We start from the raw sequence: 25,327 nt of genomic DNA on the forward strand, positions 1-25,327 counted from the left end.
GGGCGGACATCTCGCCTTCGCGGAAACGAACAGCGCTCATCGTTGCGCTCCCATGTTAAAGTTCGAGATCGTCAGCCGGCGTACATGAGCCTCATCAATGCCGATCCCCAGGCCCGGACGCTGAGGCAAATGGACCACGCCATTTCGCACGAATGACGAGAAGTCCGTGGGATCTTCGACCAGGCGCATTGTCGACATATATGCGTGGCCGACCTCGACGAGGTTTCTAACCGTGACAGCATGCTGAAGTGACGCCGCCTGGGTGATGCCGAACTCGATCATCGAGTTCATGTAACAATTGATGCCAAAGGCTTCGGCCGTTGCGGCGATCCGCTGCGCGCGCAAAGGCCCGCCGTTTTTGCTGCTCTTGATGCTGAAGATCTTCGTCGCTCTGGCGGCTGCGAGTTCGGCAGCATCGGTCAGTTCAATGATCGCTTCATCTGCAGACAGTAGGAGGCGGCTTTCGCGAGAAAGACCAGCCATGCCCTTGACGGCATCAGTTGTCAGGGGTTCCTCGACAAAGGCAATTCGTGAGCCGGCAATGCCGGTTATGAACTCCTGCGCCTGGTCGAAGCTCCATCCCTGATTTGCGTCTGCGATGAACTTGATGCGGTCATCATATCGCGCCTCCAGGGCTGCGACACGCTTGATTTCGCTAGCGATGGGCGAAGTGCCCATCTTCAGCATGAAGCTGGAAAAGCCCTGAGCCGCCCGCTCTTCGATAACGGGTATGTCGTCTTCGGCGCTGCCATTGCTCAATGGCCACAACACCGGAAGCGACCGGCGGATCGTTCCCCCGAGCAGCGTCGCCACCGACACGTTCAAGCGTTTGCCTAAAATATCCAACAGCGCCATGGTCACGGCGCCCTTGGCGCAAAGATGGCTTGGAAGCAGACGATCGACCAACGCATCGATCGTGCCCGGATACGGCTCTTTGGCGCCGAGAACGACCGGCAATAGCGTTTCATTCAGGACGCGCATCACGCCAGCTGGCGTCTCACCATCCACCGTCTCGGCAGGATTGGCTTCCCCCCACCCTTCGACACCGTCGACATCCGTGAGCTTCACGAGGACCGCCTGGGTCGCAACAAGGACTCCCTCGGTCAGCTTGTATGGCGTGCAGAGCTTGGCCTCAATTTCAAAGACTTCGGCACTCACGATTGGTGCCATGGACCTGGCGGACATATTCTCGTTCATTGTTAATTCCTGAAATATTTGGGTAACGGCGTCGCATACAAAGCCAATAGCAATGGGTTGCGCTCAGTGACCGGCTGTGGCGGACACGCCACTCACACCGCTTTCTGCCCGCCGTTGGGGATTGAGCCACAGTTCGATCAGCATGACCGATCGACTGACGATGAAGTTGATTGATAGGTAGATCGCTCCGGCGATCACGAAGATTTCGACCGGCCTATAGGTATTGGAGATGATCTGTTTCGCGACGCCGGTCACTTCCAAAATGGTGATTGTCGAAGCAAGCGACGTTGACTTGACCATGAGGATGATTTCGTTGCCATAAGCTGGCAGCGCAAGACGCATCGCGATCGGAAAGACAATGCGACGGAACTGCAGGAAACTAGACATTCCAACGGCGCGGGCCGCTTCGATCTGACCCAACGGGACAGCCTGGATCGCGCCTCGGACGATTTCCGCACTGTAGGCGGCGGTGCTCAGGGTGAGAGCCAAAATCGCGCAGAACCAGGCGTCTCGGAAGAGAGTCCACAAACCGACCGCTTCAAAGAAGGCCCTGAACTGCCCCGAGCCATAGTAGATCAGGAACATTTGAACCAGGAGCGGGGTAGAGCGGATGATGTAAACATAGCCGTAGGCAAGGGCAGAAAGAGCCCGGTTCTTCGACACGCGCATCAAGGCCAACGGCACGGCAAGCATGAAGCCGAGACAAAGCGACACTGCAGCCAACGCTAGGGTTGCGGGAACGGTGGAAATGAGTTTTGGGAAGGCATCCCGTATGAGATCGAAATCCATCACCGGCTCCTTACTCCGCGGTTTGCCCATTTTTCCGCGTGGATGAATCCGCGGTTGGACACAGAGGTCAGCAACAGGAAGAGCACAAATGCGGCGAGATAAAACGTGAAGGGTTCTTTCGTTGAACCGGCTCCGACGGCAGCAGCGCGCATGATCTCGACGAGACCCACAACCGAAATCAGAGACGTATCTTTCAGCGTGTACTGCCAAACGTTACCCATACCAGGCAGCGCGTATCGCGCTGCCTGCGGAACAAGGATCCGGCGCAAGCGGAGGGCTGGTGCCATCCCGACTGCTTTTGCTGCTTCAATCTGTCCTTTGGGGATTGCGAGAACCGCGGCCCGGATCACCTCAGTCGAATAGGCGCCAGCGCTTACACCGATGCACAGAACCCCAATCACGAAAACCGGCGGCTCGATGTAGCCTTCGAAGCCGAAGAGCGCATTAGCCACGTGCCGAAGTAGTGAACCACCGCCAAAAAACACAAGGAAGATGATCAGGAGTTCCGGTACGCCCCGCACTATCGTCGTATAGACGTCGCCGACAAGTCTCAGTGACCAGAACCTGGAGAGCTTAGCAGCGGCGAAGATTGACCCGATAAGGATGCCGAGCGCGAAAGCGCAAGTTGCAACCACGATTGTCATGACCGCTCCACGAGTGAGTTCATCGGCCCACCCGGCATCGCCCCATCCAAATAGCGTGAGATCCATGATATTACTCTATTGAGCTAGCAACGACGGTGTCGGAGCTGCGAACGAATGCGGCTCGCGCCCCGACACGTGGAGCCTTAGTGCTTCGGGGTGGCGTCGAAGCCGAGCCACTTCACCGACAGCTTCTCAATGGTGCCATCGGCGATCGCGTCCGCGATGGCCTTGTTCAACATTTCACGGAGCTGATCGTCTTCCTTGCGCAGCCCAATTCCGGTACCTTTTCCGAAAGGTCCGCCGGTCATGTTGGGGCCGAAAATTGCAAGGTCCTTACCTTCAGGCTTCTCAAGCAGCGGCTTGAGCCGGGCAAGTGTAGACAGGCTTGCGTCAATGCGCCCCGAGTCAAGATCGAGGATCATGTTGTCCGGTGTATCGTAGCTCGCGAGTTCAACGTCAGGCATGAACTTCTTCACGAAGGCTTCAGCCGTCGTGCTAGCCTGAACGCCGATCTTTTTGCCCTTGAAGGCAGCAGCCAGTCTGTCGAGCTCCGCCTGCTCCTCCGGGCTGACTTCGTCAAGCGTCAGATCGTCCAGCCCCACCTTGAACTGCAGCAGCGAGCTGCCTTTCGGTGCAATGAAACGGATCGGTGTCTTGATGTAGGGTTGGGTGAAAGAAATGACCTTTTCCCGCTCAGCATTGATGTCCATGGCGGCAAGGATGGCATCATAGCGACCGGCGATGAGAGATGGGATGATACCATCCCAAGCCTGCTCGATCACCGTGCACTCAATCTTCGCGCGGCGGCACAAGTCCCTGCTCAGATCGATGTCAAAACCTTCCAGGTTGCCGCTGGCGTCCTTGGACTCGAACGGAGCGTAAGTCGCGTCGGTCGCGAATGTAATGCTCTTAAGGTCTTTGGCCGTCGCCGGACCGGCAACAACAATGGCGCCAGCAAATATGGCGAGCAAGGCATTCAATTTGGAGATCTTCATGTGTTCACCTCTGTTGGTTCGATTTTTGTCTGCAAGTCGTTGGTCGGCCCGCTCGGGGGCGGCGTTAGCGAACGCTCGCAAGAAACTCGCGGCAGCGCGACGAAGATGGATTACGGAATACCTGGTCGGGCGTGCCCTGGTCCTCGATCCTCCCTTTTTCCAGAAAAATGACCTTGTTTGAGACGTCGCGCGCAAAGCCCATTTCATGCGTGACCACAACCATTGTCCGGCCCTCTTCCGCGAGCTGCCTGATAACCTTGAGGACTTCGCCGACCAGCTCGGGGTCGAGCGCGGACGTAGGCTCGTCGAACAGGAGGGCTGCCGGCTGCATCGCGAGCGCGCGAGCAATGCTTACGCGCTGCTGCTGCCCTCCGGACAATTCGGAAGGATAACTCGCATGCTTTTCCGCGATCCCAACCTTGCCCAGGTAATCCATGGCCCGGTCGCGAACCTCATTCTTAGATTGCTTGAGGACATGGAGGGGCCCTTCCATGACGTTTTGCAGGACCGTCATGTGCGACCAAAGATTGAAGCTTTGGAACACCATTCCGAGCTGCATTCGCATCCGATCGATCTTCTTTCGATCGAGCCCGATGAGACGACCTCTTTGGTCTGTGTGCACAGTGATTTCGTCTTGCCCGACCGCAATTCGGCCCTTGCTCGGCGTTTCGAGAAAATTCATACAGCGCAGGAAGGTACTCTTCCCCGAGCCTGAGCTGCCGATGATCGAGATCACGTCACCTCGGCCGGCTTCGAGCGAGATCCCTTTCAGAACCTCCAGAGTGCCGAAGTTCTTGTGAATGTCTTCAGCAACCAAAGTCGGGCGATTGTTGCTGTTGGCGGTAGGATCGGGAATTGCGGCGCTTGGTGTAACGTCTGCACCCTTTGGGACCACCGCGATTACCGGGCCTGACGACTTCATGGCTTTTTCCTTCCGCTCACAGCAGCCCGACTCCCGGCCGTTGCCTCATGCTCCTGCGCGTGCTTCATCAAGCCCTCTTTTCCGCCGATGATGTGGGCCTTCATAAGCGCTGATGCGGCTTCACCATCTCGGTCTCGAATGGCTGCCAGGATCCGCTTTTCCTCGCTGTTGCCTGGCTCGCCGAGATGGAGGCGCGAAAACTTGCTGCGGAAAAGCACAAGCCGACTCCACACGCCCATCAGCATGTTGACCAGGTTCTGACTGCCGGACATCGCCGCCACAATCCGATGAAAGTCGACGGCGTACTCGAATATGGCCGCCTCATCGCCGCGGGCGATCGCACGATCCATGTTCTCGAGACACTGGGTCAGGCGACCCAGGTCGTACTCCGTCCGGTTCTTGGCCGCCAATTCGGCGGCGAGCCCCTCCAGAGATGCGCGGATGTCGTACAACTCCCACGCCTCTTCCGGAGGCATATTGCGAACGAAAGGCCCCTTGTTTTTGGTGATCTCGATCAGGCCGTCCTTTTCAAGCTGGCGGAGCGCCTCACGGACAGATGCCCTGCTTACCTCGAGAGAAGCGGCCAACCGGTTCTCATTCATGTGTTCGCCCGGCTGGAGGTCTCCCGACAGGATCTTCTGATGCACCTGCTGGTAAACGAGTTCCGAGATGGACACGTTTCGCAGCACATGAAGGCTGCTGCTGACGCGTTCCGTTGCACCATCACTTTCCGCCATCGATTCCTCCCTCTACGCCGGCGACCGGAACTTACGATGCCGATTGCCGGCAATCTGCACATTGTTAGGGCTTCTGTCAAGCATGCTCTGCGGGGAAAGCGGCTTCCAACTTGCTTGGAGCCCCTAGGTAATGCTGGAGAAAACGCGGCGTTGACATCGTCGTCATGTAGATTGCATATTGCCGGCAATCGGCAAATATGCAGTCTGAGACTGGCTCTCGATTTCTTTCCCTCATCGCAAGTGCCAATCTGGTTTACGGGCTCCACCAGTTCCGTCATCGGTGCTGCATGGGCGAATAGCCGATTGAGCAAGCTGGAAACGTCCTGCAAGGTTTCTTCGTCGAAGCCTCGCAGCTTGTCGAAACTGGCCCGCAGTAGATTCATTTGCCTTGGTTTTCACCCCACAGATGGAGAGCTGCCGGCGCAAGAATCTCTTCCGGACTTGCCCCGAGCACCTCGCAGAGATGAATCAGGCGGCCTACCGTGAGTTGGGAAACGCTTGTCTCGTAGCGGGCGTAAACCGCTTCGCTGAGACCAAGCAGGGGCGCCAGTTTCGACCGGGAGAGATTTCGCCCTCGCGGGCTTCCCGGATATTGGCGGAGATTCGTTCTTCCAGCGCGGCGCTGAGTGTAATTCGATCGTCCGGGGGTGGCAGCCGATACACTGGTTTGTCACGTCCGGATCATTGACTTGCTGCAATCCGAGATCCGTTGCTCCAGCGACGGTCCTGCCATTCACCCTACCGGTGGTTGTTCATGGTGCAGACCACTTTAATGGAAGGGGTTGTGTTCTTGGAACCCTCAAAACGTCTTGGGTGTTATCAATTTGGCGCATCGCTGACGCGACCCCGCTCTATGCCTGGTCGTGGTCGAGTAGCTCAGCCATTCGGCTTTCGCCCTCACAGATCCGGGCGGGCGGATTTCCCGCACCCGGCTCTTCCCGAGAGTAACCCGCGTCATATCCGTGCCTGCGCCCAAGTGCGAGTGATGCGCGGAGTGGGCAGGCGGAAGCGTGCCGTCAGGGTTTCGAACTCCGACCAGCCCATGCGCCGACTCTTCTGGCTGCGCCGTCTCAGACAGCGCAGCCACGTCCGACGCACTTCCCGGTAGAACCCGTTGAGCGCAGGGTAGTTGTGCGGCCTGCCGTAATAGCCGTAGTATCCACGCAGAACGGCGGCGAACCACTCGTGCTGCGTGGCCAGTGGCGCGTGCATGAACCGCCAAGCCTCCTTGCGCAACGCCGTCAGCTTACGCGTCAGGCGTTTCCCTTCCGTTTTGTGCTTCACGATGAACCGGCCGTCCCGGGTCCGCCCACAATAGTGGGTGAAGCCCAGAAAGGCGAAGGTCTCGGGTCGCCGCTCGCCACGCCGCTGTCGTGATAGGGCCGCGAACCGCCCAAACTCGATCAACCGCGTCTTGTCCTCGTGGAGTGTCAGGCCAAAGCCGGCCAGCCGCGCCTTGAGGGCCAACAGTATCTCCTCTGCATCGGCCTTCTTCTCAAAGCCCATGACGAAGTCGTCAGCGTAACGCACGATCACAACGCAACCGTGTGCATGGCGACAACGCCATTGGTGGGCCCATAGATCGAGGATGTAGTGCAGGAAGATATTGGCGAGGAGCGGACTGATGCCCGCCCCTTGCGGGGTACCCCTGTCCGTCTCTTGCCTCTCGCCGCTCTCGAGGATGCCAGCCCGCAGCCACAGCCCGATGAGCCGTAGGATACGGGGATCAGCGATCCTGTGCGCCACCATCCGCAGCAGCCACTCGTGGTCGACCGAGTCGAAGAAGCTGCGAATGTCGGCATCGAGCACCCAGTTCACACGCTGGCTCATGATCGCCGTATGCAGGGCATCAAGCGCCATGTGAGGATTGCGCCCCGGCCGGAAGCCGTAGGAGAACCCCAGGAAGTCGGCCTCATAAACGGCGCTCAGCACCTCGGCCACCGCGCTTTGGACGATCTTGTCTTCCAGCACCGGCACCCCGAGAGGCCGCTTACCGCCATCGGCTTTGGGAATATAGACGCGCCGCACCGGCTGCGGCCGGTAGCGTCCGGTGTGGACCCGTTCGCAGAGATCGCGGAGGTTATCCGCCAGCCGCTCTTCGTACGTCGTCACCGTTATCCCATCGACCCCAGCGCTCGCCTGCCGCTTTTGTCGCCGAAACGCCGGTACAGGGCGGCCTCGTCGACATGGTGCAGCAGGGCCGTAAACCGGGTTTGGGCAGCCTGCCTGGCCGCCGCGTTCACCCGCTCGAGGTTCGGCGGCAAGGCAACCCGGCTCTGTGTCCGGACCTTGGCCTCCTCGCGCAGGCTCCCCTCAGGCTGGTCCCTTCCCTCCACTCGCCTCGTTTCCTTCGACGGCTTCACGGGTACTATGAACCAGTCCGACTCCCGACCTCAGCTCGGACAGCAGCTCTGGCAGTGCCTTGCTGCTGTCCCCCGCTGGAGACCAATCCAGCGGACCCGGTCGGGCCTCTCATGTTCCGATGATTACCTTCCATGCGTGATCCGGCCATCGACCCCGACGGAGCGGCATCGTCTCGCGTACCGACGATGCTCATATTGCCTTCGTGACTAGGGAACACACTCGGCCTCCGCGAACATCCACCTTTCGAGGCTCATTCCCGCACCCCGCATGACTCCTGTCTACACTTCAGACCCCGCGTTGCCGCGACGCCCGCAAGACTCGGTCCCGGCTTGCCCGCTACGGCTTTGGCCGGATGGGACTTGCACCCACAAGCAATCATCAGCTTGGCATGACGTACTCCCCTGAGGTGGTGTAGCTGGGCGGTTTTGAGCCGCTCGCGAGCGCGCCGTTGATAGTGCTGTAGCGAGCGAGCGGCATCGAGGTGGTCATCGGCGCTTTCCGGTAGAGTCTGGTTGTTGACGCCAACCCATTGGGAAGGACCACCGATGACCGACGACATGATGAACCTGCGCACGCTCGTGGAGAAGACCCCTGATGCCGATCTCTTGCGGGAGATGATCGGCTTTGCCGCCGAGCGGCTGATGGAACTGGAGGTGGGCGCGGCCACCGGTGCCGCTTATGGCGAGAAGAACCCGCTGCGCACGGCTCAACGCAACGGCTACCGGGAACGCGACTGGGAGACGCGGGCCGGGACGGTGGAGCTGCGCATCCCGAAGCTCAGGAAGGGAAGCTACTTTCCGGGTTTCCTCGAACCGCGCCGCATGGCCGAAAAGGCGTTGACCGCCGTCATCCAGGAGGCCTACGTCCAAGGCATCTCGACGCGCTCGGTCGACGATCTCGTCAAGGCCATGGGCATGAGCGGCATCTCCAAGAGCCAGGTCTCGCGGCTGTGCGAAGAGATCGACGGTAAGGTGAAGGCCTTCCTCGAACGGCCGATCGAGGGCGATTGGCCATACCTGTGGATTGACGCGACTTATCTGAAGGTGCGCCGCGGCGGGCGCATCGTCTCGGTCGCCGTCATCATGGCCTAAACGGCCCGAAGCTGTGATTTTGGCCAAGTTGTGGAACGTTGCAGGAACGGATTGACCGGCATGGTTTCCTCGCCTGACAATTTGCTCCTGGAACGGGAGCGGATTTATGAGTCTGCATGTTTCGCCTGAGTCGTTGGCCAAGGAATGGAGCCTGTCGTTTGCCGACATCGACTTCGTGAACGCCAAACCGGTCGGTTCGAGGCTCGGATTGGCGATGCAGTTGAAGTTCTTCGCAGCCTTCGGATATTTCGCTACAGCGGCGGCCGAGGTTCCCGGTGAAGCTATCTCCTACCTGACCGACCAGCTTGACGGCGGCGAGGCCGGTCTCGACGGTTACGATTTTTCGGGGCGGTCAGGACGGCGACATTGCGCGGAGATTCTGCGTCACCTTGGTTTTCGCCGCATGAAGCGGGCTGACCGGGCCGCCCTTGCGAGTTGGATAGCGACGGAGCTCTGTCCGGGAGGAATGCCGGTCGGCGCGATGCTCGATGCTGTCTTTCTCTGGTGTCGCGACCACAAGATTTACGGCTCCTCGCGCAAGGAGATCGAGCGGCTGGTGCGCTCCGAACGGCAACGGTTCCTGGAAACATTTCTTGGCCGCGTGACGGATCGGCTTCGCCCGGAAACGGTCGCGCTGATGGAAGTTTCTCTCGCCGATCCGGAAAGCCCGACGGGGTTCCACACGATCAAGGGCGATGTCGGAGCGGCGACGCTGGACAATATGCTTGGTCTCGCCGACCGATTGGCATTCATCCAGAAGCTGGATTTGCCGCGGACCTTGCTGACGGGCATCGGCAAGTCGTGGATCGATCAGATTGTCCGGCGGGTTGGCGCCGAGAAGGCGTCGGAGATGCGGCGGCATGAGCGTACACGGCAACTCGGCCTTTATGCTGTCTTTTTGATGACGCGCGAAGCGCAGGTCATCGACGGCATGATCGATCTTCTGGTGGAGACCATCCACAAGATCGGTGTGCGCTCAAAGCGCAAGGTGGTGGCCGGAATCGCCAAGGATATCGAGAAAGTTTACGGCAAGGAACGGCTGCTGGTCGATATCGCCGGCGCTGCGATAGAACGGCCCGATGGCCTTGTCTGCGACGTGATCTTCCCGGTGGCGGGTCAGGACAAGCTGGCGGCTATCATCAAGGAGTATCGGGCAAAGGGCACGCTCGAGCGCCGCATCTACCAGGTGATGCGGGGTTCCTATGCCGGCCACTATCGGCGCATATTGCCGAAGCTGCTTTCGGTTCTGGAGTTCCGTTCCAACAATGTCGTCCATCGGCCTGTGCTTGAGGCCTTGGACTGGATTCGACACGCCTTCGAAACCGGATGCCGCGTGGCGCCGCGGAACGGCGTCCCGATTGAGGGCGTCATTCCGCCGAAATGGCGCAGTGCGATCATCGGAAAGGACGGGCGCATTAATCGGATCAGCTATGAACTTTGTGTGCTGAGCCAATTGCGCGACCGCGTCAGGGCGAAGGAGATCTGGGCGGTTGGAGCGGATCGCTATCGCAATCCCGATGATGATCTGCCCAAGGATTTCGAAGCCAGGCGCGCAGCCTACTACGGGGCGCTGAACCTGACACCGGACGCGCGAGCTTTCACGTGCAAAAATTCAGGCCGAGCTCGAACGGGAACTGCGGCTGCTGAACGCCGAAATTCCTCGCGACGACAAGGTGCGCATTCTCTGGCGTGGCGAAAATCGTCTCTCGATCACGCCGTTCCAGCCGCTGCCGGAACCGCAGGGCCTACAATCGGTCAAGGCCGAGATCGCGCGACGCTGGCCGATGACGGAACTCCTGGACGTTTTGAAGGAGGCGGCTCTGGACACCGGCTTTCTGGAGGTCTTTGAGACATCGGCCTCCCGCGTGGCGCTTTCACGCGGCGATCTCGATCGACGGCTGATCTTGTGCCTCTACGGGTTGGGCACGAATGCCGGTCTGAAACGCGTGGCGGCCGGATGCCCGGATGTCAGCTACGAGGAGCTGCTGCACGTCGGCCGGCGCTTTGTCCACCGGGATGCGCTTGAGGCGGCATGCGGGCGCGTGGCCAATGCGACCCTGGCTATTCGCAACGCCGCCATTTGGGGCGACGCCGGCACGGCCTGCGCTTCGGATTCCAAGAATTTCGGCGCCTGGGACGGCAATTTGATGACGGAATGGCATGTCCGCTATGGCGGTCGCGGCGTGATGATCTACTGGCATGTCGAGAAGGGTTCGACCTGCATCTTCTCGCAGCTCAAGCGCTGTTCATCCTCGGAAGTCGCCTCGATGATCAAGGGCGTGCTGCGGCACTGCACCGACATGGAGATCCAGCGCCATTATGTCGACAGCCATGGCCAGAGCGCCGTCGGCTTTGCCTTTTGCCGCCTGCTTGGGTTTGAACTTGCGCCACGCTTGAAGGCGATCGCCCGACAGAAGCTTGCGCTGCCGCATGCTGGCCTGCGCGCCGAACTACCCAATCTGCTCCCCGTTCTGTCCAATGTCATCAACTGGGATGAGATCGAGCAGCAATATGACGAAATGGTCAAATATGCCGCCGCCATGCACGGCGGGATTGCCGATCCGGAGGCGATCCTGCGGCGCTTCGCCCGCGCGGAGGTGATGCATCCCACGTACAAGGCGCTCGCCGAACTCGGCCGGGCGGTGAAGACGATCTTCCTGTGCAGGTATCTGCGCCAGGAGAAATTCCGCCGCGAAATCCACGAGGGCCTGAATGTGGTCGAGAACTGGAACAGCGCCACCAGCTTCGTGTTCTTCGGCAAGGGCGGCGAGATCGCCACCAACCGGCTCGATGACCAGGAGATCGCGGCGCTGGCGCTGCATCTCCTGCAGAATTGTCTTGTCTACGTGAACACGCGCATGATGCAGGCGGTGCTGGCCGAGCCGAAATGGTCAGTGCGGTTGACGCCGGAGGATTATCGCGGGCTCACACCGCTGATCTACGGCCACGTCAATCCATATGGCCGTTTCGATCTCGATCTCGACCGGCGCATCGATTTCGAGCGGAAGCAGGCGGCGTGATCGCAGTTGGAGGGAGCAAGATGCCCATGTCGAAGAAGCCCCGGAAGAAAGCGGCGACTCCCAGGCAGCCAAAAGATGACAGCATACTGCCACCGTTACCGGACCGACGCGGCATGGAGGGGTTCATGGCCGGCCTCTTCGGCGGGCGCCACGGGAGCGACCCGACAGAGGCGGCGCAGGACATCATGTATGAGGCTTGGGAGGCGACCACTCGCAGCAAACGTATCGCGATGGCCAGGAAAGCGCTTGAAGTGTCGCCGCTCTGCGCTGATGCCTATGTGCTTCTGGCCGAAGAGGAAGCGCGGTCTGGCGAGGAGGTGCTGGAGCACTACCAGCAAGGTGTCGAGGCGGGAGCACTGGCGCTTGGGAGGACGGGTTCGAGGAGTACGCCGGTCATTTCTGGGGCTTTCTCGAAACTCGCCCCTATATGCGCGCGCGGGCAGGGCTTGCCGCAGCGCTCTGGCGGCTCGGCCGTCATCAGGAGGCGATCGGCCATTATCAGGCCATGCTCAAGCTCAACCCCAACGACAATCAGGGCATCCGCTACGTGCTTGCCGGGCATTTGCTGGCCCGCGATGACATCAAGGCCTTGAAAAAGCTCATCAAGAAATACGAAGACGATGGCGCCGCCGCGTGGCTCTATACGCAGGCGCTTCTCGCCTTTCGGGAAAACGGCCCGGATGCCGGCAAATTGGCAGAGGAAGCCTGGCTGGCCAACAACCATGTACCCGGAGTCTTGTCCGGCAAGCAGCCCCTGATGGCCTCCATGGACGGCTACATCACCATGGGCGGCAAGGACGAGGCCGCCGACTATGTCGAGGGAAACGGCAAGGTCTGGCAGTCCACGCCCGGCGCCATCCAGTGGTTGGTGGAGGTGACCAGGAAATTGAAACCGCGCAACCGAAGGGCTTCCAGCGGTCCTGACGATCAGGTGTGATTTTGGGTATGCCCGTCCTGAACAACGCCAGTGAACACGTCGCGGCCTCGGAACAGTGTTCATTTTGGGTCCTTTTTGAGATATTGAACGAAACAGCGCAATGGCACACCCAAAATGAACAGTTCACATGACCCATATCGGATATGCCCGCACCTCCACCACGGATCAGAATCTCGCCGCGCAGATCGCGGCGCTGAAAGCCGCCGGCTGCGAGGTCATCCGCGAGGAACAACAGAGCGGAACCTCGCTCGAAGCCCGTCCGCAGCTCAACACCATTCTCGACTTTATTCATCCCGGCGAGACGCTTGTTGTCACCCGGATCGACCGGCTGGCCCGGTCGCTGCGTGACCTGCAGGTGATCGTGGACAGGCTTAAGGCGAAAGGCGCCCATCTCTTTGCTACGGAACAGCCCGTCGATACGTCGACCGCCGCCGGCAAGGCCTTCTTCGATATGCTCGGCGTCTTTGCTGAGTTCGAGACCAATCTGCGACGCGAGCGCCAGGCCAAAGGCATTGCCGCCGCCATGAAGCGCGGCACCTACAAGGGACGGCCACCAAAGATCGACCGTGCTGAAATCCGGCACCGTCTAAAACAGGGTCACGGTCCGTCGCAAATCGCCCGTGAGCTCGGCATCTCACGCGGCACCGTCTACCAGGTGCAAAAAGGCGAACCGAAATGAACGAAGGCAAGCGCATGATCCGGCTGACGCCGACGGCCTGCGAAGAAATCCAGGCCCACATGCTCAAAGCGTGCCAAAAGATTGCTGAGGATCATGGGTTGATCATCGAGGGCGCCGGATGGCGCGCCCTGGATTCCGGGTTTGCTTTCGAGCCCGTGTTCCGCGTCAGCGTCCCGGCCTCCGACGGCACGGCATTCAATCTCGAAAAAGACATGTTCGAGTTTCTGGCTGAACGATACGGTTTGGCGGCCTCGGACTTCGGACGCGAGTTCAATACCGGTGGCGAAAGACTCCGGATCACCGGCATCGATCCCCGGAGGCCGAAATATCCGATCTCCGCTGAGCGTATCCCCGATCGCCGTGGGTTCAAATTTACCGCTGAGAACGTCGTGATGGTTCTGCAAGCCGAGAGCAAAGCATGATGTTCTCGTGCTGTTCGTCAACTTGGCCAAAATCACAGCTTCGGGCCGATTAGGCCAGATCGGTGGCGAGACAAGCACCGCCGCACGGACAGGAGTATTAAAGGATCCCCCACGCCCGGTAGCGCCCCCTGCCGGTCACCTCGCGGATACCAAGTTCGGCGACGAGGCCGAGCGCGGCGCGCTGGCTGATTTTCAGCTCGGCGGCGATCAGACCGGCCGACACCGCCGGCCGCGCCAGCACCAGCTCGATCAGCGCCGGCAGGGTCGAGGTTTTTCGCCGGTTCCTGAGCCGGCGCTCCATCTGGGTTTTGGCCAGCGCCAACCGGTCGAGCTCCTTAAGTCCAGCTGAGGCCGTTTCGGCGAAGCCGTCGAGGACGGCCAACAGCCGGGTGATGCGGACCGGGCTTTTGCGCCGGTCCCGCGGAACAGTCCGCAGTCCGGCATTGAGGCAAAGAAGATGCGAGACGACCTTGCCGGTTTCCCTGAGCAGGGCGGCCACCAGCAGCGGACCGAGCCAATGCTGGTGCTGCAGCGGTTCGATGTCCTGCCACGCCTCCCAGGCGATCGTCGCGGCCAGTACGGCCGGCATGGTTTCGCCGCGCAGTTTGTCGACGACGGCAAGCCAGTCGGCCAGCCGCTGTTCCTCGTTCCAGTCGAGGTCGCGGATCAGCGGGCCGAGACTGTCCGGCAAGGCCTCCCGCGCGTTTGCCCCCTGCCCTGCCGTGTCGACCTCCGCGCCGTCCGCCGCGCGCGGCGCGAACTTTTCGCCCGCCAGCAGCCGGCTGGAGCGGGCCAGCACGGCGTCGATCTCGGCCATTTCTTGTGCCAGGGCATCGGTTTGTTCAGTCTCATCGGCAAGCCCGCTGTCGCCGGCGTCGTCCTCTGGCAAGTCGGCCGCCGTCGCGGCATCAGCACCGGAGCCGGCCCGTGCCGCGCTCGCCCCGTCGCCGCCCTGCCCTTCACGGCCGCGCAACGCCAAAATGCCGACGCGAGACAGCGCCCAGTCCGCCTTGTGGCCAAAAATTCGGCGGCGGGCGCGCAGCACGGCGTGGGCCCGGGTGAGCTCGTGGGTCGGGGTGCGGATGTTCATGTGGGCATCGTGCAGGACGAGGTCTTCTGCATGGACGAGCTCGCCGTCGAGCCACAGCGCCGACGCCGCGTCGGCAAAATGGCAGCGTTCGACAAAACCGTCGCGGACCGGGCTTTTGTGCACGCGCTCGTCGAGGCGGGCCAAAAGGTCTTCGGCGCGGGCGAGCGGCCCGATCAGGCTGTTCAGGGGCAGACTGGAAACATCGTAAGCCATTGATTCACTTGTAGCCGATTCGCATAACGGAAGCTATCTCAGCGGTTACTTCCGTCGCAGGCGATGACTCTGGCGGAAACTCTAACTATCGATAATGACCTCTTATCGATACTTAGACAATACAATCAAACAATCCATAACTATTTCGCTGGTTCTCTCCCGCGAGACCCATCAAGAACAAGACTGCATTTTTCCGATCATCGCCTTTGGTACCCCAGACTCGTGAGTTGCTGCTATCACGCATGCCGTCGATAGTAGAAGGAGGCGCCGTTGATAGCGGGTGTTGCGATGTAGCGATCTCCCGTTGCCAGATTTTGATTAACTACTTGAAATATATGGTAAATCACCCTTCTGTGGTAGCACCCCCCAGACGGAACGTCACCGCGAAATCAACGGAGCTCCGGCTCAGAGGTGCGTTGAGTTCCACAGGTTGTGTCTCGATGCCGTTGCCCTGGCGCTCGTACTCCACAGGTATGGGACTTGGCGGGAGATCGAGTGCTTGTACATGTCGCCCAAACGCGCAGCGGTTTGGGATCACGGTACATAAAAACAAAGAACTTAAGGCGCGTCTCAAGAGGCCGTCTAAAACGCGGCGCGTTTAGAACTCAGCCGTGGTGGGCTCCGCCCCTTGCGCAGGGTCTTGAGGGCCTGTTCCGCAATGAGATGGCCGACATCCTCCCTTTGCGCCGCAATGAAGAGCATCGCGTGACGCACGCGTATAACTGATCTGGTCGGCCTTCATGTCCGAACAGCTGGCCCACTGGAGAGCGGCTGATCTTTTGGCATGGATGCCCGTTGCGTTCTCAGTGAACGAGGTCGGTACGTTTCGCGAAGTAATCATCCAGACTTTAATTTTTCGCCGCCCGGCTCTGGGGGTACAATCGGCGGCGGCGGCGCTGTGTCCGACCCGATCGGATTCTCGATCGGCGGCGGGGAAACATCGTTAGGGGGATTCGTGGGCAGCCGAGGGGAAGCCTCCCATGCCGCGTTGAGGCCAACGGAAAGGAGCACCAGGACAACGGCTCCCGCGGCAGTAGCGATCCCCCAAGGGCCGAGCAGGGCCAACAGGAAGGACAGGAGATTTGGGAAGGACGTCGGCGGCAGGCGCTGTTCCTGGGGCCCGCCGTCCTGAATGGATTCTCGCTGCTCGACATCCGGCTCATTCATTTGTGGCCACTACCCTCTCGGTACTGAACATAGCTTCCCTCTCATCGCCGACCGCCTTCGGCATCGAGAACGCAGGCTCATTGCCGCGGGCAGGAAGTTCGCCGGCGGTGGCGCGACCGGAAAGGCTGGCTGTGGCGGCGTCGCCAAGAAGCATGTCAGCGGCGGCGCGGCCAAGAAGCATAAACCCGGCGGCGACTACCAGGCCGAGGGTCGATGCCACCAAATCGGCGACGGGGGACGTCAGCGCCTCCGGCTGGGTCACGAAGACAACCCCCGACCACAAGTTGCCGGCTGCGAGAGCTCCGTAGATGGGAGCGAAAACACCGATCGCGGCCAAAATAGAGCCCAGCACCACGAGATAGAAGCGGGTGCGGTGTTGTGGTCGAATGGCCAGGCCAATTGTCAGCGACAGGATAGCGACAGTCATCCCGGTCGGCTTGTACAAGACCCCGGTCGGCAGTTGGAGAAACGTGCCGACCGATACGCCGCCATTGCCGAAGCTCAGGACGATCGCCATCGCGATCGCCATGCCGAGAACGATCACGCTTCCGGCCCACGAGGGGGAGTCCGTTTGCATGCGACGCAACTGCTTGGCCAGCGGTACAGCAGCATAGGCAAGCAACAGATCAACCGCCTCGCCGGGGGTCAAGCCGACAACAAGGCCGATGGCAGTGTCGGCCAGATCATAGCTGAGCTTGCCGAAGGGAAGGATGGCAATGAGGAAATGAAGGCCGAGAGCGGCGAGCACCGGCCATCGCGAAAGTCGCATAGCGCCGATCAGGACGAAGACGACCGCGCGCGCCAGATCGGAATCAATTGCCACCATCACGCCGTCCGTCTCGGATTTGCCAGTCAAAGCCGGCGAGAGTATCAGCGCGAGGCAGAAGACAAGCACGAAGACGATGAAGGGGCTGGCGGGCCGGCCGGCAAAGCCACCACCAAAGCGCAGCAGGCGCCGCCGCAATGCGGGCTCACGCGCGAGGCGCAGCAACAGGAAGACGAGCGGAACCATCCAGACTCCGCCCGGTGTCGCCACCGGCAGAACGGTCACGGCGAGCAAGAATGGCAGCAGACCGATGAAGATCGTCCGATCCGCCGCCGGCCCCATGCGCAGGCCCAAGCCAAACGCCAGCGGCAAAGCGAGATAGGTCAGCCAGGCCCACGTCGAACCGCCGAGCCAAAACAGCACCTGCAGTGCCCAGGCAAGCGTTCCGGCTGCCGAGTCGATCGCGGCAAAGCCTTGGGCTCCGAGCTTGCTCAGTGCCCCGATGTTCATGAACTCGGCGGTGGAAAGCCAGTTATGCAATGACGCCGGCAGGATCGCGACAACCCACAATGCAAGCGAGGCCCACCACGACACACTGATCGACGGTCGATAGTTCGTTGCAATGGATCCAGCAGGCGCGCCTGCCAGCGGATAGATCCGCATCGTCAGACGGCAAAGGACATAGGAGGCTAGGAAGAGCGAGACCACCGCCGCGATCTGTGCAAGCAGTTGCGGGCTGGACTCCGAAACCAGGCCTGGCAGCCTCGGGAGGGTCTCTAGCAAGACTGTCTCCGCGTTGGATCCAAGAGACAAAACGATCAGGCCCACAACAGCGTTCGTAAGAAAGGCGACGACCGTGCCACTGAGGATGGCCTTTAGGAGAATACCGATCCAGACGAGCCTGAAGCTCCCGGCCGAGACCGGCTTCAAGAATCTCAGGAAATAGGCGCCCAGGCGAATTTCAAGACGGGGATTCCTCAGAAGCCAGAACCAAACGATCGCGGCCGCCATTGTCCCAAGGCCCAAATATGCCATAGCCTGGGTTGAGGCAAACGTGGGGTAGTATAGGAAGGAGATAAACAGGGCGGCCGTCGACGATGTGAACATAAAAGTAATCCGCTCCAGCTTTCTACGCCATCCATCCGGGAATTGCAAATCTGCGAGAATAGAGCACGAAAACGTATAGAATGATACTTGGACTAGATCAATATAGGCGCTTGAGACCAATTCATAAATAACAATTTCAACAATCTCAAATATTATATAGAACTGCCAGATTATGCATAGCGTATAGACTATTATCTTTGTCCTCTCAACGTTATTCGTCGCACATAACGAAAACACGATTGACATGAGTAATCCGGCAGGAAAAACGGAAAACGAGTCAAAAGATCTATCTATAGACACCGGCAACAATGAAAATGAAATAGAAATAGACGCGGAGACGGCTATAGGATAATATTTTGAAACATTTTTTGTTAAATGATTTTTGTTGATGGGAGAAATCAACATAATAGATGCGGCAACGATTGCCGGAATAGCAGAGTACACTACAAGAAAAATTACAGATTCGTACTTTGACGTTCCATCAGGTGCAATTGATGAAACAACTATATACTCTAGTGTATATGTGATTGCTGCGAAACTTACATAAAAGAAATAAATCGTTCTCCATATTAAATTATTCCGATGCATGCTTATATTATAAATATAGTCGAGCGATACGTATATTCCAATTGCCGCCCCCGGCAAGCAAAGCGCCAACAAATAGGATATTGAATTCTCGTCACCGCTTCTTTGGAGATCAAAAATCAGTCCTGCCCACGAGTAGGCCACTCTCAACGCCCAGGGCGCGAACGCCGCCGCGACGAGCGCGGCCACGCCAAAGCCCAGCAGCGAAAGGCGCATTGCCGGCGTAAGACGCTCCGGCGCTGGAAGGTGGACGGCAAGCTCCGTATCGGCCACCTCGCCGCTCTCGAGAAAAGTCAGAAACAGGCGCTCCTCAACTAGCGCACGCGAGGCGGGATCAGCGTCCGACCGCAACACGCGCATTTGCGAAAGCAATTTCTCGAGAGAGGTCGACGGCCGATAGACCTCAAGGCCGAATGCGTCCGGTGATCTGACCAGGCACAGATTGGCAAAGACGGCCAGTTCGGTGCGCAAGGTCTTCCACCTGCCCGGCTGTTGCTCAGTCTCGCGCTGGAAGCAGCGGGCAAGATCGGAGCGGAACCAGTCCGGCATGCGCCCTGCCCGAAACCAGGGCAACCGCGCAAGCCGGGCGAGCCGGGTAGCACTGGGCGCATGCCCTGTCACGTGCTTCCACAGCGCCGGTGTGAATTGGGGATCGAGTTTGGGAAACAGGGCAAGCGCCGCCAGTCCGGATCCGGCTCGCAACACGAAGTCGTCCGGTTGATAGGGATCATCCGGCGGGTCAAACTCCTCCTCGCCGGTCTCGCCGATGCGCGCGCAGGCATAGGCGGTGACCCGCCGCGCCAGCCGCTCGCGAAAGGCGTTGTCCGGAGGAGGGATGTCGCTTGCGAATTCGGCGCGGTCAAGCTCCAGCAGCAAGGGATCATAGTTGGGTGTGGCTTGCGCCATGACGTCGCGGTCGACCGCCTGCGGGCGCCGGCTTGCGATGACGGCTTCGACCGCACTCTCCAATCCCGTCCTTGAATTCTCGGCGGAGCCCAGGCTGATGACGGCAAAGCCTGCCTCCTGCAAGGCTCGCTCGGCCGGTCCCCAGCGATCGGGCGGGGATGGCGTCATCAGGATCGGCGGCTCCCGAAACGCAGGAAGGGCACGAGGCGCCTGTCGCAATTGCCGGTCGGCCTGCCGATGATCGACCCATGGCAAGTCTTCCGGCTCGCCGAAGAAGGGTTTGCTGAGACGCAGTCTGTTGAGCTCATAGGGCTCGAAGAAACCCCGCCCCGTGCCGACGATCACCACCCGAGCTCCCGGATGACGGCGCGCAAGAGCCGCAAGCGAGACCACCGGCTGGCCACCGAAGCGTCGCCCTACGGCTTCAAGCACGTCGGGGAATATCCGGAATTCGTAGCGCAGAAGATCGGCACCGCCATCGCGCAACCGCTTTGCTAAAGCGTCGGCCAGCGACGGCAGATGGTCGTCCCGGCCGATGCGTTCTACCAGCATGAGGCAGTCGGGAGCACGCGATTCCAGGCCCATTTCCAGTGTCGGGTAGCCGAAAGCCTCGATCGACGCTTCGACGCTGCGGCGTACATCGATGCGATGGCCGGCGACGCGCACCGGCCGGCGTAGCAGGCGGCCGGCCCGCCGCACCACTGCGGTGGGAAACAGGATCTCGCTGGCCGCCGGCGTCATCGTCGCGGCAACCGAGCCGTCCTTCCTGTCGCGCGCAAGGTGTTCGTCGCGCCTGTTCCTGACGTAGCTCCACCAAAGCGCGGCAAAGCAGGCCACCACGAGGATGGCGAAGAGACGATGCAGGATATCGCGCATGAAGAGTTCGGCCAGCCATGGCCAGAACGTGGCGGACGCTTCCGGCGATGGCCCCGGCTGCGGGATGGTCGGAGGCGTCGGCGTGATTTCAACGGCAGCATGCGGCACCGCAAAAACGACGTACCCCACGCCGAGCACCATGACGGTGATCAACGCAGCGGCAAGCCATATGCGAAGACGCACTTCGTTGAACCGCTTCTGCCACGGCATTTTCAAAGCCTTTTTGTCGGATTGCCGCGGACCCACCTCCACTCGCCCCCAGAAGGCGGCGATGGCGGCACGCCCCGCCAGTTGCGCTTCACCATTGATGGTAAGCAGCGGCATCATCACATCGGCGGCGTCGGCGGCGTTCCGGAAATGTGCGCCGCGGTCGGCCAACGCCGCCAGCGCGACCCCGAGCCTTGTCATCCGGTCGACACCAAGCGCCATGCCTGGAATCTTGGCCAGTTCCGACAGCAAAATCTCGATCCGGCTGCCGCGACCGCCAAGCCTGTCCCAATACCCCTGCAACGGGTGGGATTCCGGCGTGGCGGTTTCGCGCGGGTCGGTCATCGCGTTGCGGACAATGACGGAAATATTTCGAGCGCCTTGCCGAGATCGTCGGCCGTCTTCACCAGCACGCCAAGAAGGGCCTTGATCAGATCAAGCGGCGGCGCCTTGATGTTGCCGTCCATGGCTGCTCTGAAGTCGGCGGCGGTGATCGGCGAGACGTGGACGGCGCGCGCCAGAGCAATGTATTCGGCGGTACCCGGCGCGCGCGAGGAGCCTTTGATCCGCTTGGCCACCTCATCGCCGACAGCGAAAGCCGCATTGGCCAATTCGTTCGCCTTGCCTTCGTCGAGCTTGTCGATGGTCCTCAGATGTTCGAAGACGATCTTCTTGAGCTGCTCCTCTCCGGGCATCGCGATTTCGTGGAACACGCAGCGCCTGAGAAACGCATCCGGCAAGTTGTTCTCGGCATTCGTGGTGGCGACGATGACGGGGCGCGAGCGGCGGCGCTCGGCATCGTCGTTGGCGGCATCCTTGGCGCCGATCTTCAATCCGAGCTCGTCTATCGTAAAGCGCATCGCCTCGAAGCTTTCGAGCAGATCGTTCGGCGTATCGCGGGGCGCCTTGTCGATTTCGTCGATCAGCACGACCGAAGGCTGGGGTTTGTCGGGCGGACATTCCACGGGTTGAAAAAGATCGCGCAGCAGCAAGGGGCCTGGCTCTCGCACCGCATCGCCGACAATAGCGGCGATGCGCGACGGCTCGGTGACCGGCTGGTCCGTGGCCGCGTCCAGCACCAGGGCACTGCTGCCGCAGGCGGTCGCGATGGCGCGTCCAAGCGCCTCGAAACGCAGGAGACGGCGCAGCGGAATCTTGTCGTCGTGGAAACGGGTCAGAAGATCGAATTTGTAGAGCAGGTCGCGGCCGGAGGTCTGCGTGGTGACGGTGACGCGGATCGGCTCCTGGCCATCGCCGAACAGGCTGGAGGCGATGTGGTAGGCCGCACCGGTCTTGCCGACACCGGGCAGACCACTGAGCAGCAAGGGCTGTCCCAAAAGGACCGCGAGAGCCGCGGCCGTCGTCAAACTGTCGTCGGGCAGATATGGCCGTTTCTTGACACCCGTGGCGCGGCCTCCGAAAGAAGCGCCATCGAGCCTATTTGCAAGAAGATCGCCGTTGAGATCGAGGCCGTACATCCTTTGTCTCCTGTTGTTCTACTTCAGAGCGCCGAGACTCTTCTGGATGAAGTCGAAGCGTAGCTCGCCCCCGGTGAACGGCGGCTCCATCGCGTTGCCGAGCGTGTCGCAAAAATTGGCGGCGCGGAACTGCTGCGTGCACCATTCGCGGAAGTCGGAGAAGGAGATCTCGTCCAGAGGCTGGTCGCAGACTTCGCAATGCATGCCCTCGGGTGACGCGCAGTCGTTCTGGAAGAGGGATTTGGCGCGCTCCACCAGATCCTTGGCCTGCTTGAAGGCCTTGTCAGGATCGCGCGACGACACATAGATCGTCAGAACCGCAACGAGCGGATTCTCCCGCTCGAATGAAATTCCAGATGGCGCAGTAGGTTCCTTCTTTGCCCAACCGGCGATTTCCTGCATCAATTGCCGCAACGTGGCGACTGCCCCATCCAGTCGCTCGCCGGTGTCGCCGTCGAAAAGCCGATTATCAGCGACATCGAAAAGCAGCAGGCGCGGCGCGGCGCCGCTCGCCAGCCTGTCCGCGATGCAAGGTTGCGCCGAATTCTCGCCGGGCGCCCGCGCTTTGATCTGCTTGGCGAGGGTGGTCAGCAGCCGAGCGCACTCCGCAGTGCCGCTCATGTTCTGAAGGGTGATGGACGGCGGCTCCGATGCAAAGGTTCTGATATCGAAAAGCGGTTCGTCGTTCTCGGTGCTTACTTCTTGCAGCCGTTTGCGCAGCGCATCCGGACCGTCCCAAAGCGTGGTGACGAAAACATACAGGTAACTGCGCGGCCGCTTGTTTCGGAATCCGTCGAGATAGATCTGTACCGGCACGCTTCGGTCAAGGCGATGGATGACGTCCCGCGCACGTTGTACAGAGTCGTTTTCAACAAATGCCATAGCTTCCGGGACGAAAGACCAGAAGCCGGCAGCAGACTGACGGGCGCCGGGCTTCGGAATTGGCGCAATAGACAGCAAATTTTGCGTGCCATCTTTCGAAACGGGAAGCGAGCGATTTAGTACCCCGTAGATCTCGGCATAGCCAGCGGCATCGCCCATGCGATAGACGGACGCGCCGGATATGCCAACCAGCGGCTCCGGCTGCTCCAGCGTCGGCGACCACACCTTATCCGCGAAGAGATAGATAAGATCGCCACCCGTCGGGTCTGCAACCGGTACATTACCGGGGAAAGGTATCATCGCGGGAATGCCTTCCTGGCCAATGGGCTTCAGCACCTCCTTCAGAACTATGTCTCCGGCAACAGGATAACCGAGGAACTTTACCTGAGGCGGCCGGTCCCCGGCCACGCCGAGACCTATCCGTGTTGTGGCTTCTCCGAGAGCGTACCGCTTGATCAAATCCTGCGCGGCAATCACCCAGTTCTCGGGCAGACGACCGAGTTCGCCCTCTTCAAGACCGTCGTTGTCGAGTGCCAGAAGCGCGACGTCCGAGGAATTGATCGACGCCTCCGTGCCGACAGGAGGCCACACCAGCCGCGCCGGATAGAACTTCGCGACGGGCCGGGGCTCTCCAGCGACTGATCTCGACGCAATCTCGAAGCGGACATAAAGCCGTAGCGAATGATGCGCAGGCACAACACGGCCTTTCCCGAAGGGACAGACCACATGGAGTGCGGTCATCACCAGACGCGGCGTGATCAGCAGGCCGGTTCCAGTCTCGGCACCACCGCCGCCAATCTCGCGCATGACGAACATGGTCAGATCGACTATGGGATCCCTTTTTGCCACCGCGAACCGCCCGGACGCCGCCTATTCAACTACGAGAACACTTTTTCGGCCATGAGAACATGTCAGAAATTCCGCTGTCTGCGCGATGATACTTTGACTTACAAGCACTCCGCGCGCTAGCGCAGGAAGAGACCGGCCTGTCATTTCGCTTGAGGCGCCTGGACAAGACCATGGCCGACATCCTCCTGTCTGAACTGCGCCCCTAGACCCAGCGCCGTCCCATTGATCTTGGCGATGACATTCGCAGCGCTGAACTGGTTGTTTTGGCTAAGTTGTTCGACCCACAGCGCGGCTATTCCGGCGACATGCGGAGCGGCCATGCTGGTGCCGCTCATGGCGACGAGACCGCCGCCGTTCCGCGCCGAGACTATTTCCTCCCCCGGCGCCGACACCGTCGCGCCTTCGTTGGAGAAGGGTGCGACGCGATAGGTCTTGTCCTTGTTGCGGCCAAGTGCCGCCACGGACAGGAACCGCTCTCCAGTGGCCGGCGGCGCGACGATGATGGAATAGTCCGGCCGTTGGCTTTCGTTGCCGGCGGCGGCCGTTACCACCGACCCGGCTATCAGACCGTCGTGGCCGACCATGCTTCGCGACAATTCGTCGAAGAGCCTTGTGTTGAGCCGGTAGCCCGCCAGCGCAAGAGATGTGGCCTGCGGGGGCTTGATGCCGTATTTGGTCATCAGCAATTGCTGGTAGCCGGGAAAATCCATGCCCAGCGACATCGAGATGACATGGGCGCCTTCGAACTGTGCCCACTGGATCGCCTTCACGATTTGTTCGGATGACCCGCCCCCTTCCCCCAGCACCTTGCCGATCAGCGCCCGCTTGACGCCTCTGGCGACGCCAATGCGGCAATTGTCGACATCGCGGCCGAATATGGTGCCGGCGCAGTGGGTCCCGTGCCCTTCGTCATCAGTCACATCCTGGAGGGAACCCCCGATGAAATTGCGGACGACCAATTCGACACCGGCAAACGCCTTGTGATCCTTGTCTATGCCCGTATCCAGCACCGCCACCGTCACGCCGTCCCCACTAAATGGGCTCGTCGAAGCGGCGACGGCTTCAATGCCCCAGCTAACGACGGGAGTGGCTTTCGGCGCGGGTTTGGCCGAAGGGAAGGCTCGAATGAGCGCGACCGGCATCCGCGGTGTGATCGACAGCACCGTCGGATCGGCGGAAACACGCCGGTGATCAGCGGCGCTCATTTCGTCCAGCTCGACTTCGATATCCTCGAAGCCGCGGGCGAACGGACGCACTCGCCTGGCCGAAACCAGCTGAGGATCCCGAGCTTGCGTGCTTTCGAGCACAGCCTCCAAACCACGCGGGGCGCGGCTGCGAAGCACCACCATTTCCAGCTTCATCTTCTTCATGCCATCCCCCTTGCCTTGCGGCTATGTTCGCCCT

General features: G+C 60.4%; 15 protein-coding genes and 4 pseudogenes. 6 read left to right on the forward strand and 13 right to left on the reverse strand.

Going from position 1 to position 25,327, the window contains the following annotated elements; all coding sequences use genetic code 11:
* Positions 1-36 precede the first annotated feature (36 nt).
* The 8 genes and pseudogenes from ACWUKX_RS16975 to ltrA all read right to left on the reverse strand — a co-directional run bounded on the left by ACWUKX_RS16975 (position 37) and on the right by ltrA (position 7,647).
* Positions 37-1,197 carry an enolase C-terminal domain-like protein gene (locus ACWUKX_RS16975; protein ID WP_456008023.1) on the reverse strand — a complete coding sequence of 387 codons (1,161 nt, stop codon included), beginning with the start codon at positions 1,195-1,197 and terminating at the stop codon, positions 37-39.
* Positions 1,198-1,260: 63 nt separating this feature from the next.
* Positions 1,261-1,986: an ABC transporter permease gene (locus tag ACWUKX_RS16980; protein WP_456008024.1), complete on the reverse strand. Its 726-nt coding sequence runs from the start codon at positions 1,984-1,986 to the stop codon at positions 1,261-1,263.
* Entirely contained in the window at positions 1,986-2,696 is a 711-nt protein-coding gene (locus ACWUKX_RS16985; RefSeq protein WP_456008025.1) for an ABC transporter permease, read from the reverse strand. The genes ACWUKX_RS16980 and ACWUKX_RS16985 overlap by 1 nt, the downstream gene beginning before the upstream one ends.
* Before the next feature lie 77 nt (positions 2,697-2,773).
* Positions 2,774-3,625, reverse strand: a complete 852-nt coding sequence (locus ACWUKX_RS16990; RefSeq protein ID WP_456008026.1) for a lysine/arginine/ornithine ABC transporter substrate-binding protein — start codon at positions 3,623-3,625, stop codon at positions 2,774-2,776.
* Between the two features lie 64 nt (positions 3,626-3,689).
* Positions 3,690-4,547, reverse strand: a complete 858-nt coding sequence (locus ACWUKX_RS16995) for an ABC transporter ATP-binding protein (RefSeq protein WP_456008027.1) — start codon at positions 4,545-4,547, stop codon at positions 3,690-3,692.
* Entirely contained in the window at positions 4,544-5,284 is a 741-nt protein-coding gene (locus tag ACWUKX_RS17000) for a GntR family transcriptional regulator (RefSeq protein ID WP_456008029.1), read from the reverse strand. The genes ACWUKX_RS16995 and ACWUKX_RS17000 overlap by 4 nt, the downstream gene beginning before the upstream one ends.
* Positions 5,285-5,663: 379 nt before the next feature.
* Positions 5,664-5,834: a hypothetical protein gene (locus ACWUKX_RS17005; RefSeq protein WP_456008059.1), complete on the reverse strand. Its 171-nt coding sequence runs from the start codon at positions 5,832-5,834 to the stop codon at positions 5,664-5,666.
* Between the two features lie 404 nt (positions 5,835-6,238).
* Positions 6,239-7,647 (reverse strand): annotated as a pseudogene (gene ltrA / locus ACWUKX_RS17010) (group II intron reverse transcriptase/maturase).
* 546 nt (positions 7,648-8,193) lie between these two features.
* On the opposite strand from ltrA, the pseudogene ACWUKX_RS17015 reads away from it, so the two are divergent.
* The 6 genes and pseudogenes from ACWUKX_RS17015 to ACWUKX_RS17040 form a co-directional block, all read left to right on the forward strand.
* Positions 8,194-8,736 (forward strand): annotated as a pseudogene (locus ACWUKX_RS17015) (transposase); the annotation flags it as partial.
* A 109-nt stretch (positions 8,737-8,845) separates the two neighbouring features.
* Positions 8,846-11,759 (forward strand): annotated as a pseudogene (locus ACWUKX_RS17020) (Tn3 family transposase).
* Positions 11,760-11,884: 125 nt separating this feature from the next.
* Positions 11,885-12,100, forward strand: a pseudogene (locus tag ACWUKX_RS17025) (hypothetical protein); the annotation flags it as partial.
* Positions 12,101-12,186: 86 nt separating this feature from the next.
* Positions 12,187-12,696, forward strand: coding sequence for a tetratricopeptide repeat protein (locus tag ACWUKX_RS17030; RefSeq protein ID WP_456008030.1), 510 nt, complete (start codon positions 12,187-12,189; stop codon positions 12,694-12,696).
* A gap of 127 nt (positions 12,697-12,823) precedes the next feature.
* The gene (locus tag ACWUKX_RS17035) at positions 12,824-13,375 is read left to right on the forward strand and encodes a recombinase family protein (RefSeq protein WP_456008031.1); all 552 of its coding nucleotides are present in this window, start codon (positions 12,824-12,826) and stop codon (positions 13,373-13,375) included.
* Entirely contained in the window at positions 13,372-13,797 is a 426-nt protein-coding gene (locus ACWUKX_RS17040; protein ID WP_456008032.1) for a hypothetical protein, read from the forward strand. Before ACWUKX_RS17035 ends, ACWUKX_RS17040 begins: the two co-directional genes overlap by 4 nt.
* Positions 13,798-13,894: 97 nt before the next feature.
* On the opposite strand, the gene ACWUKX_RS17045 is transcribed toward ACWUKX_RS17040, so the two are convergent.
* The 5 genes from ACWUKX_RS17045 to ACWUKX_RS17065 form a co-directional block, all read right to left on the reverse strand.
* The gene (locus tag ACWUKX_RS17045; protein ID WP_456008033.1) at positions 13,895-15,100 is read right to left on the reverse strand and encodes an RHE_PE00001 family protein; all 1,206 of its coding nucleotides are present in this window, start codon (positions 15,098-15,100) and stop codon (positions 13,895-13,897) included.
* Positions 15,101-16,259: 1,159 nt separating this feature from the next.
* On the reverse strand, positions 16,260-21,059 hold the full coding sequence (locus ACWUKX_RS17050; RefSeq protein WP_456008035.1) for a hypothetical protein: 4,800 nt from the start codon (positions 21,057-21,059) through the stop codon (positions 16,260-16,262).
* The gene (locus tag ACWUKX_RS17055; protein WP_456008037.1) at positions 21,056-22,192 is read right to left on the reverse strand and encodes an AAA family ATPase; all 1,137 of its coding nucleotides are present in this window, start codon (positions 22,190-22,192) and stop codon (positions 21,056-21,058) included. The genes ACWUKX_RS17050 and ACWUKX_RS17055 overlap by 4 nt, the downstream gene beginning before the upstream one ends.
* 18 nt (positions 22,193-22,210) lie before the next feature.
* Entirely contained in the window at positions 22,211-23,890 is a 1,680-nt protein-coding gene (locus tag ACWUKX_RS17060) for a hypothetical protein (RefSeq protein ID WP_456008038.1), read from the reverse strand.
* Between the two features lie 173 nt (positions 23,891-24,063).
* Entirely contained in the window at positions 24,064-25,293 is a 1,230-nt protein-coding gene (locus ACWUKX_RS17065) for a S8 family serine peptidase (protein WP_456008039.1), read from the reverse strand.
* Positions 25,294-25,327 lie beyond the last annotated feature (34 nt).

It is taken from the genome of Mesorhizobium sp. f-mel (assembly GCF_053850215.1).

Bases quoted from the DNA above. Each gene is read 5' to 3' on its own strand.
- ACWUKX_RS16985 (WP_456008025.1), bottom strand. From the start codon at position 2,696: ATGGATCTCACGCTATTTGGATGGGGCGATGCCGGGTGGGCCGATGAA.
- ACWUKX_RS17045 (WP_456008033.1), bottom strand. From the start codon at position 15,100: ATGGCTTACGATGTTTCCAGTCTGCCCCTGAACAGCCTGATCGGGCCG.
- ACWUKX_RS16995 (WP_456008027.1), bottom strand. From the start codon at position 4,547: ATGAAGTCGTCAGGCCCGGTAATCGCGGTGGTCCCAAAGGGTGCAGAC.
- ACWUKX_RS17040 (WP_456008032.1), top strand. From the start codon at position 13,372: ATGAACGAAGGCAAGCGCATGATCCGGCTGACGCCGACGGCCTGCGAA.
- ACWUKX_RS17065 (WP_456008039.1), bottom strand. From the start codon at position 25,293: ATGAAGAAGATGAAGCTGGAAATGGTGGTGCTTCGCAGCCGCGCCCCG.
- ACWUKX_RS16990 (WP_456008026.1), bottom strand. From the start codon at position 3,625: ATGAAGATCTCCAAATTGAATGCCTTGCTCGCCATATTTGCTGGCGCC.
- ACWUKX_RS17055 (WP_456008037.1), bottom strand. From the start codon at position 22,192: ATGTACGGCCTCGATCTCAACGGCGATCTTCTTGCAAATAGGCTCGAT.
- ACWUKX_RS17050 (WP_456008035.1), bottom strand. From the start codon at position 21,059: ATGACCGACCCGCGCGAAACCGCCACGCCGGAATCCCACCCGTTGCAG.
- ACWUKX_RS17060 (WP_456008038.1), bottom strand. From the start codon at position 23,890: ATGTTCGTCATGCGCGAGATTGGCGGCGGTGGTGCCGAGACTGGAACC.
- ACWUKX_RS17035 (WP_456008031.1), top strand. From the start codon at position 12,824: ATGACCCATATCGGATATGCCCGCACCTCCACCACGGATCAGAATCTC.
- ACWUKX_RS16980 (WP_456008024.1), bottom strand. From the start codon at position 1,986: ATGGATTTCGATCTCATACGGGATGCCTTCCCAAAACTCATTTCCACC.
- ACWUKX_RS17000 (WP_456008029.1), bottom strand. From the start codon at position 5,284: ATGGCGGAAAGTGATGGTGCAACGGAACGCGTCAGCAGCAGCCTTCAT.
- ACWUKX_RS17030 (WP_456008030.1), top strand. From the start codon at position 12,187: ATGCGCGCGCGGGCAGGGCTTGCCGCAGCGCTCTGGCGGCTCGGCCGT.
- ACWUKX_RS16975 (WP_456008023.1), bottom strand. From the start codon at position 1,197: ATGAACGAGAATATGTCCGCCAGGTCCATGGCACCAATCGTGAGTGCC.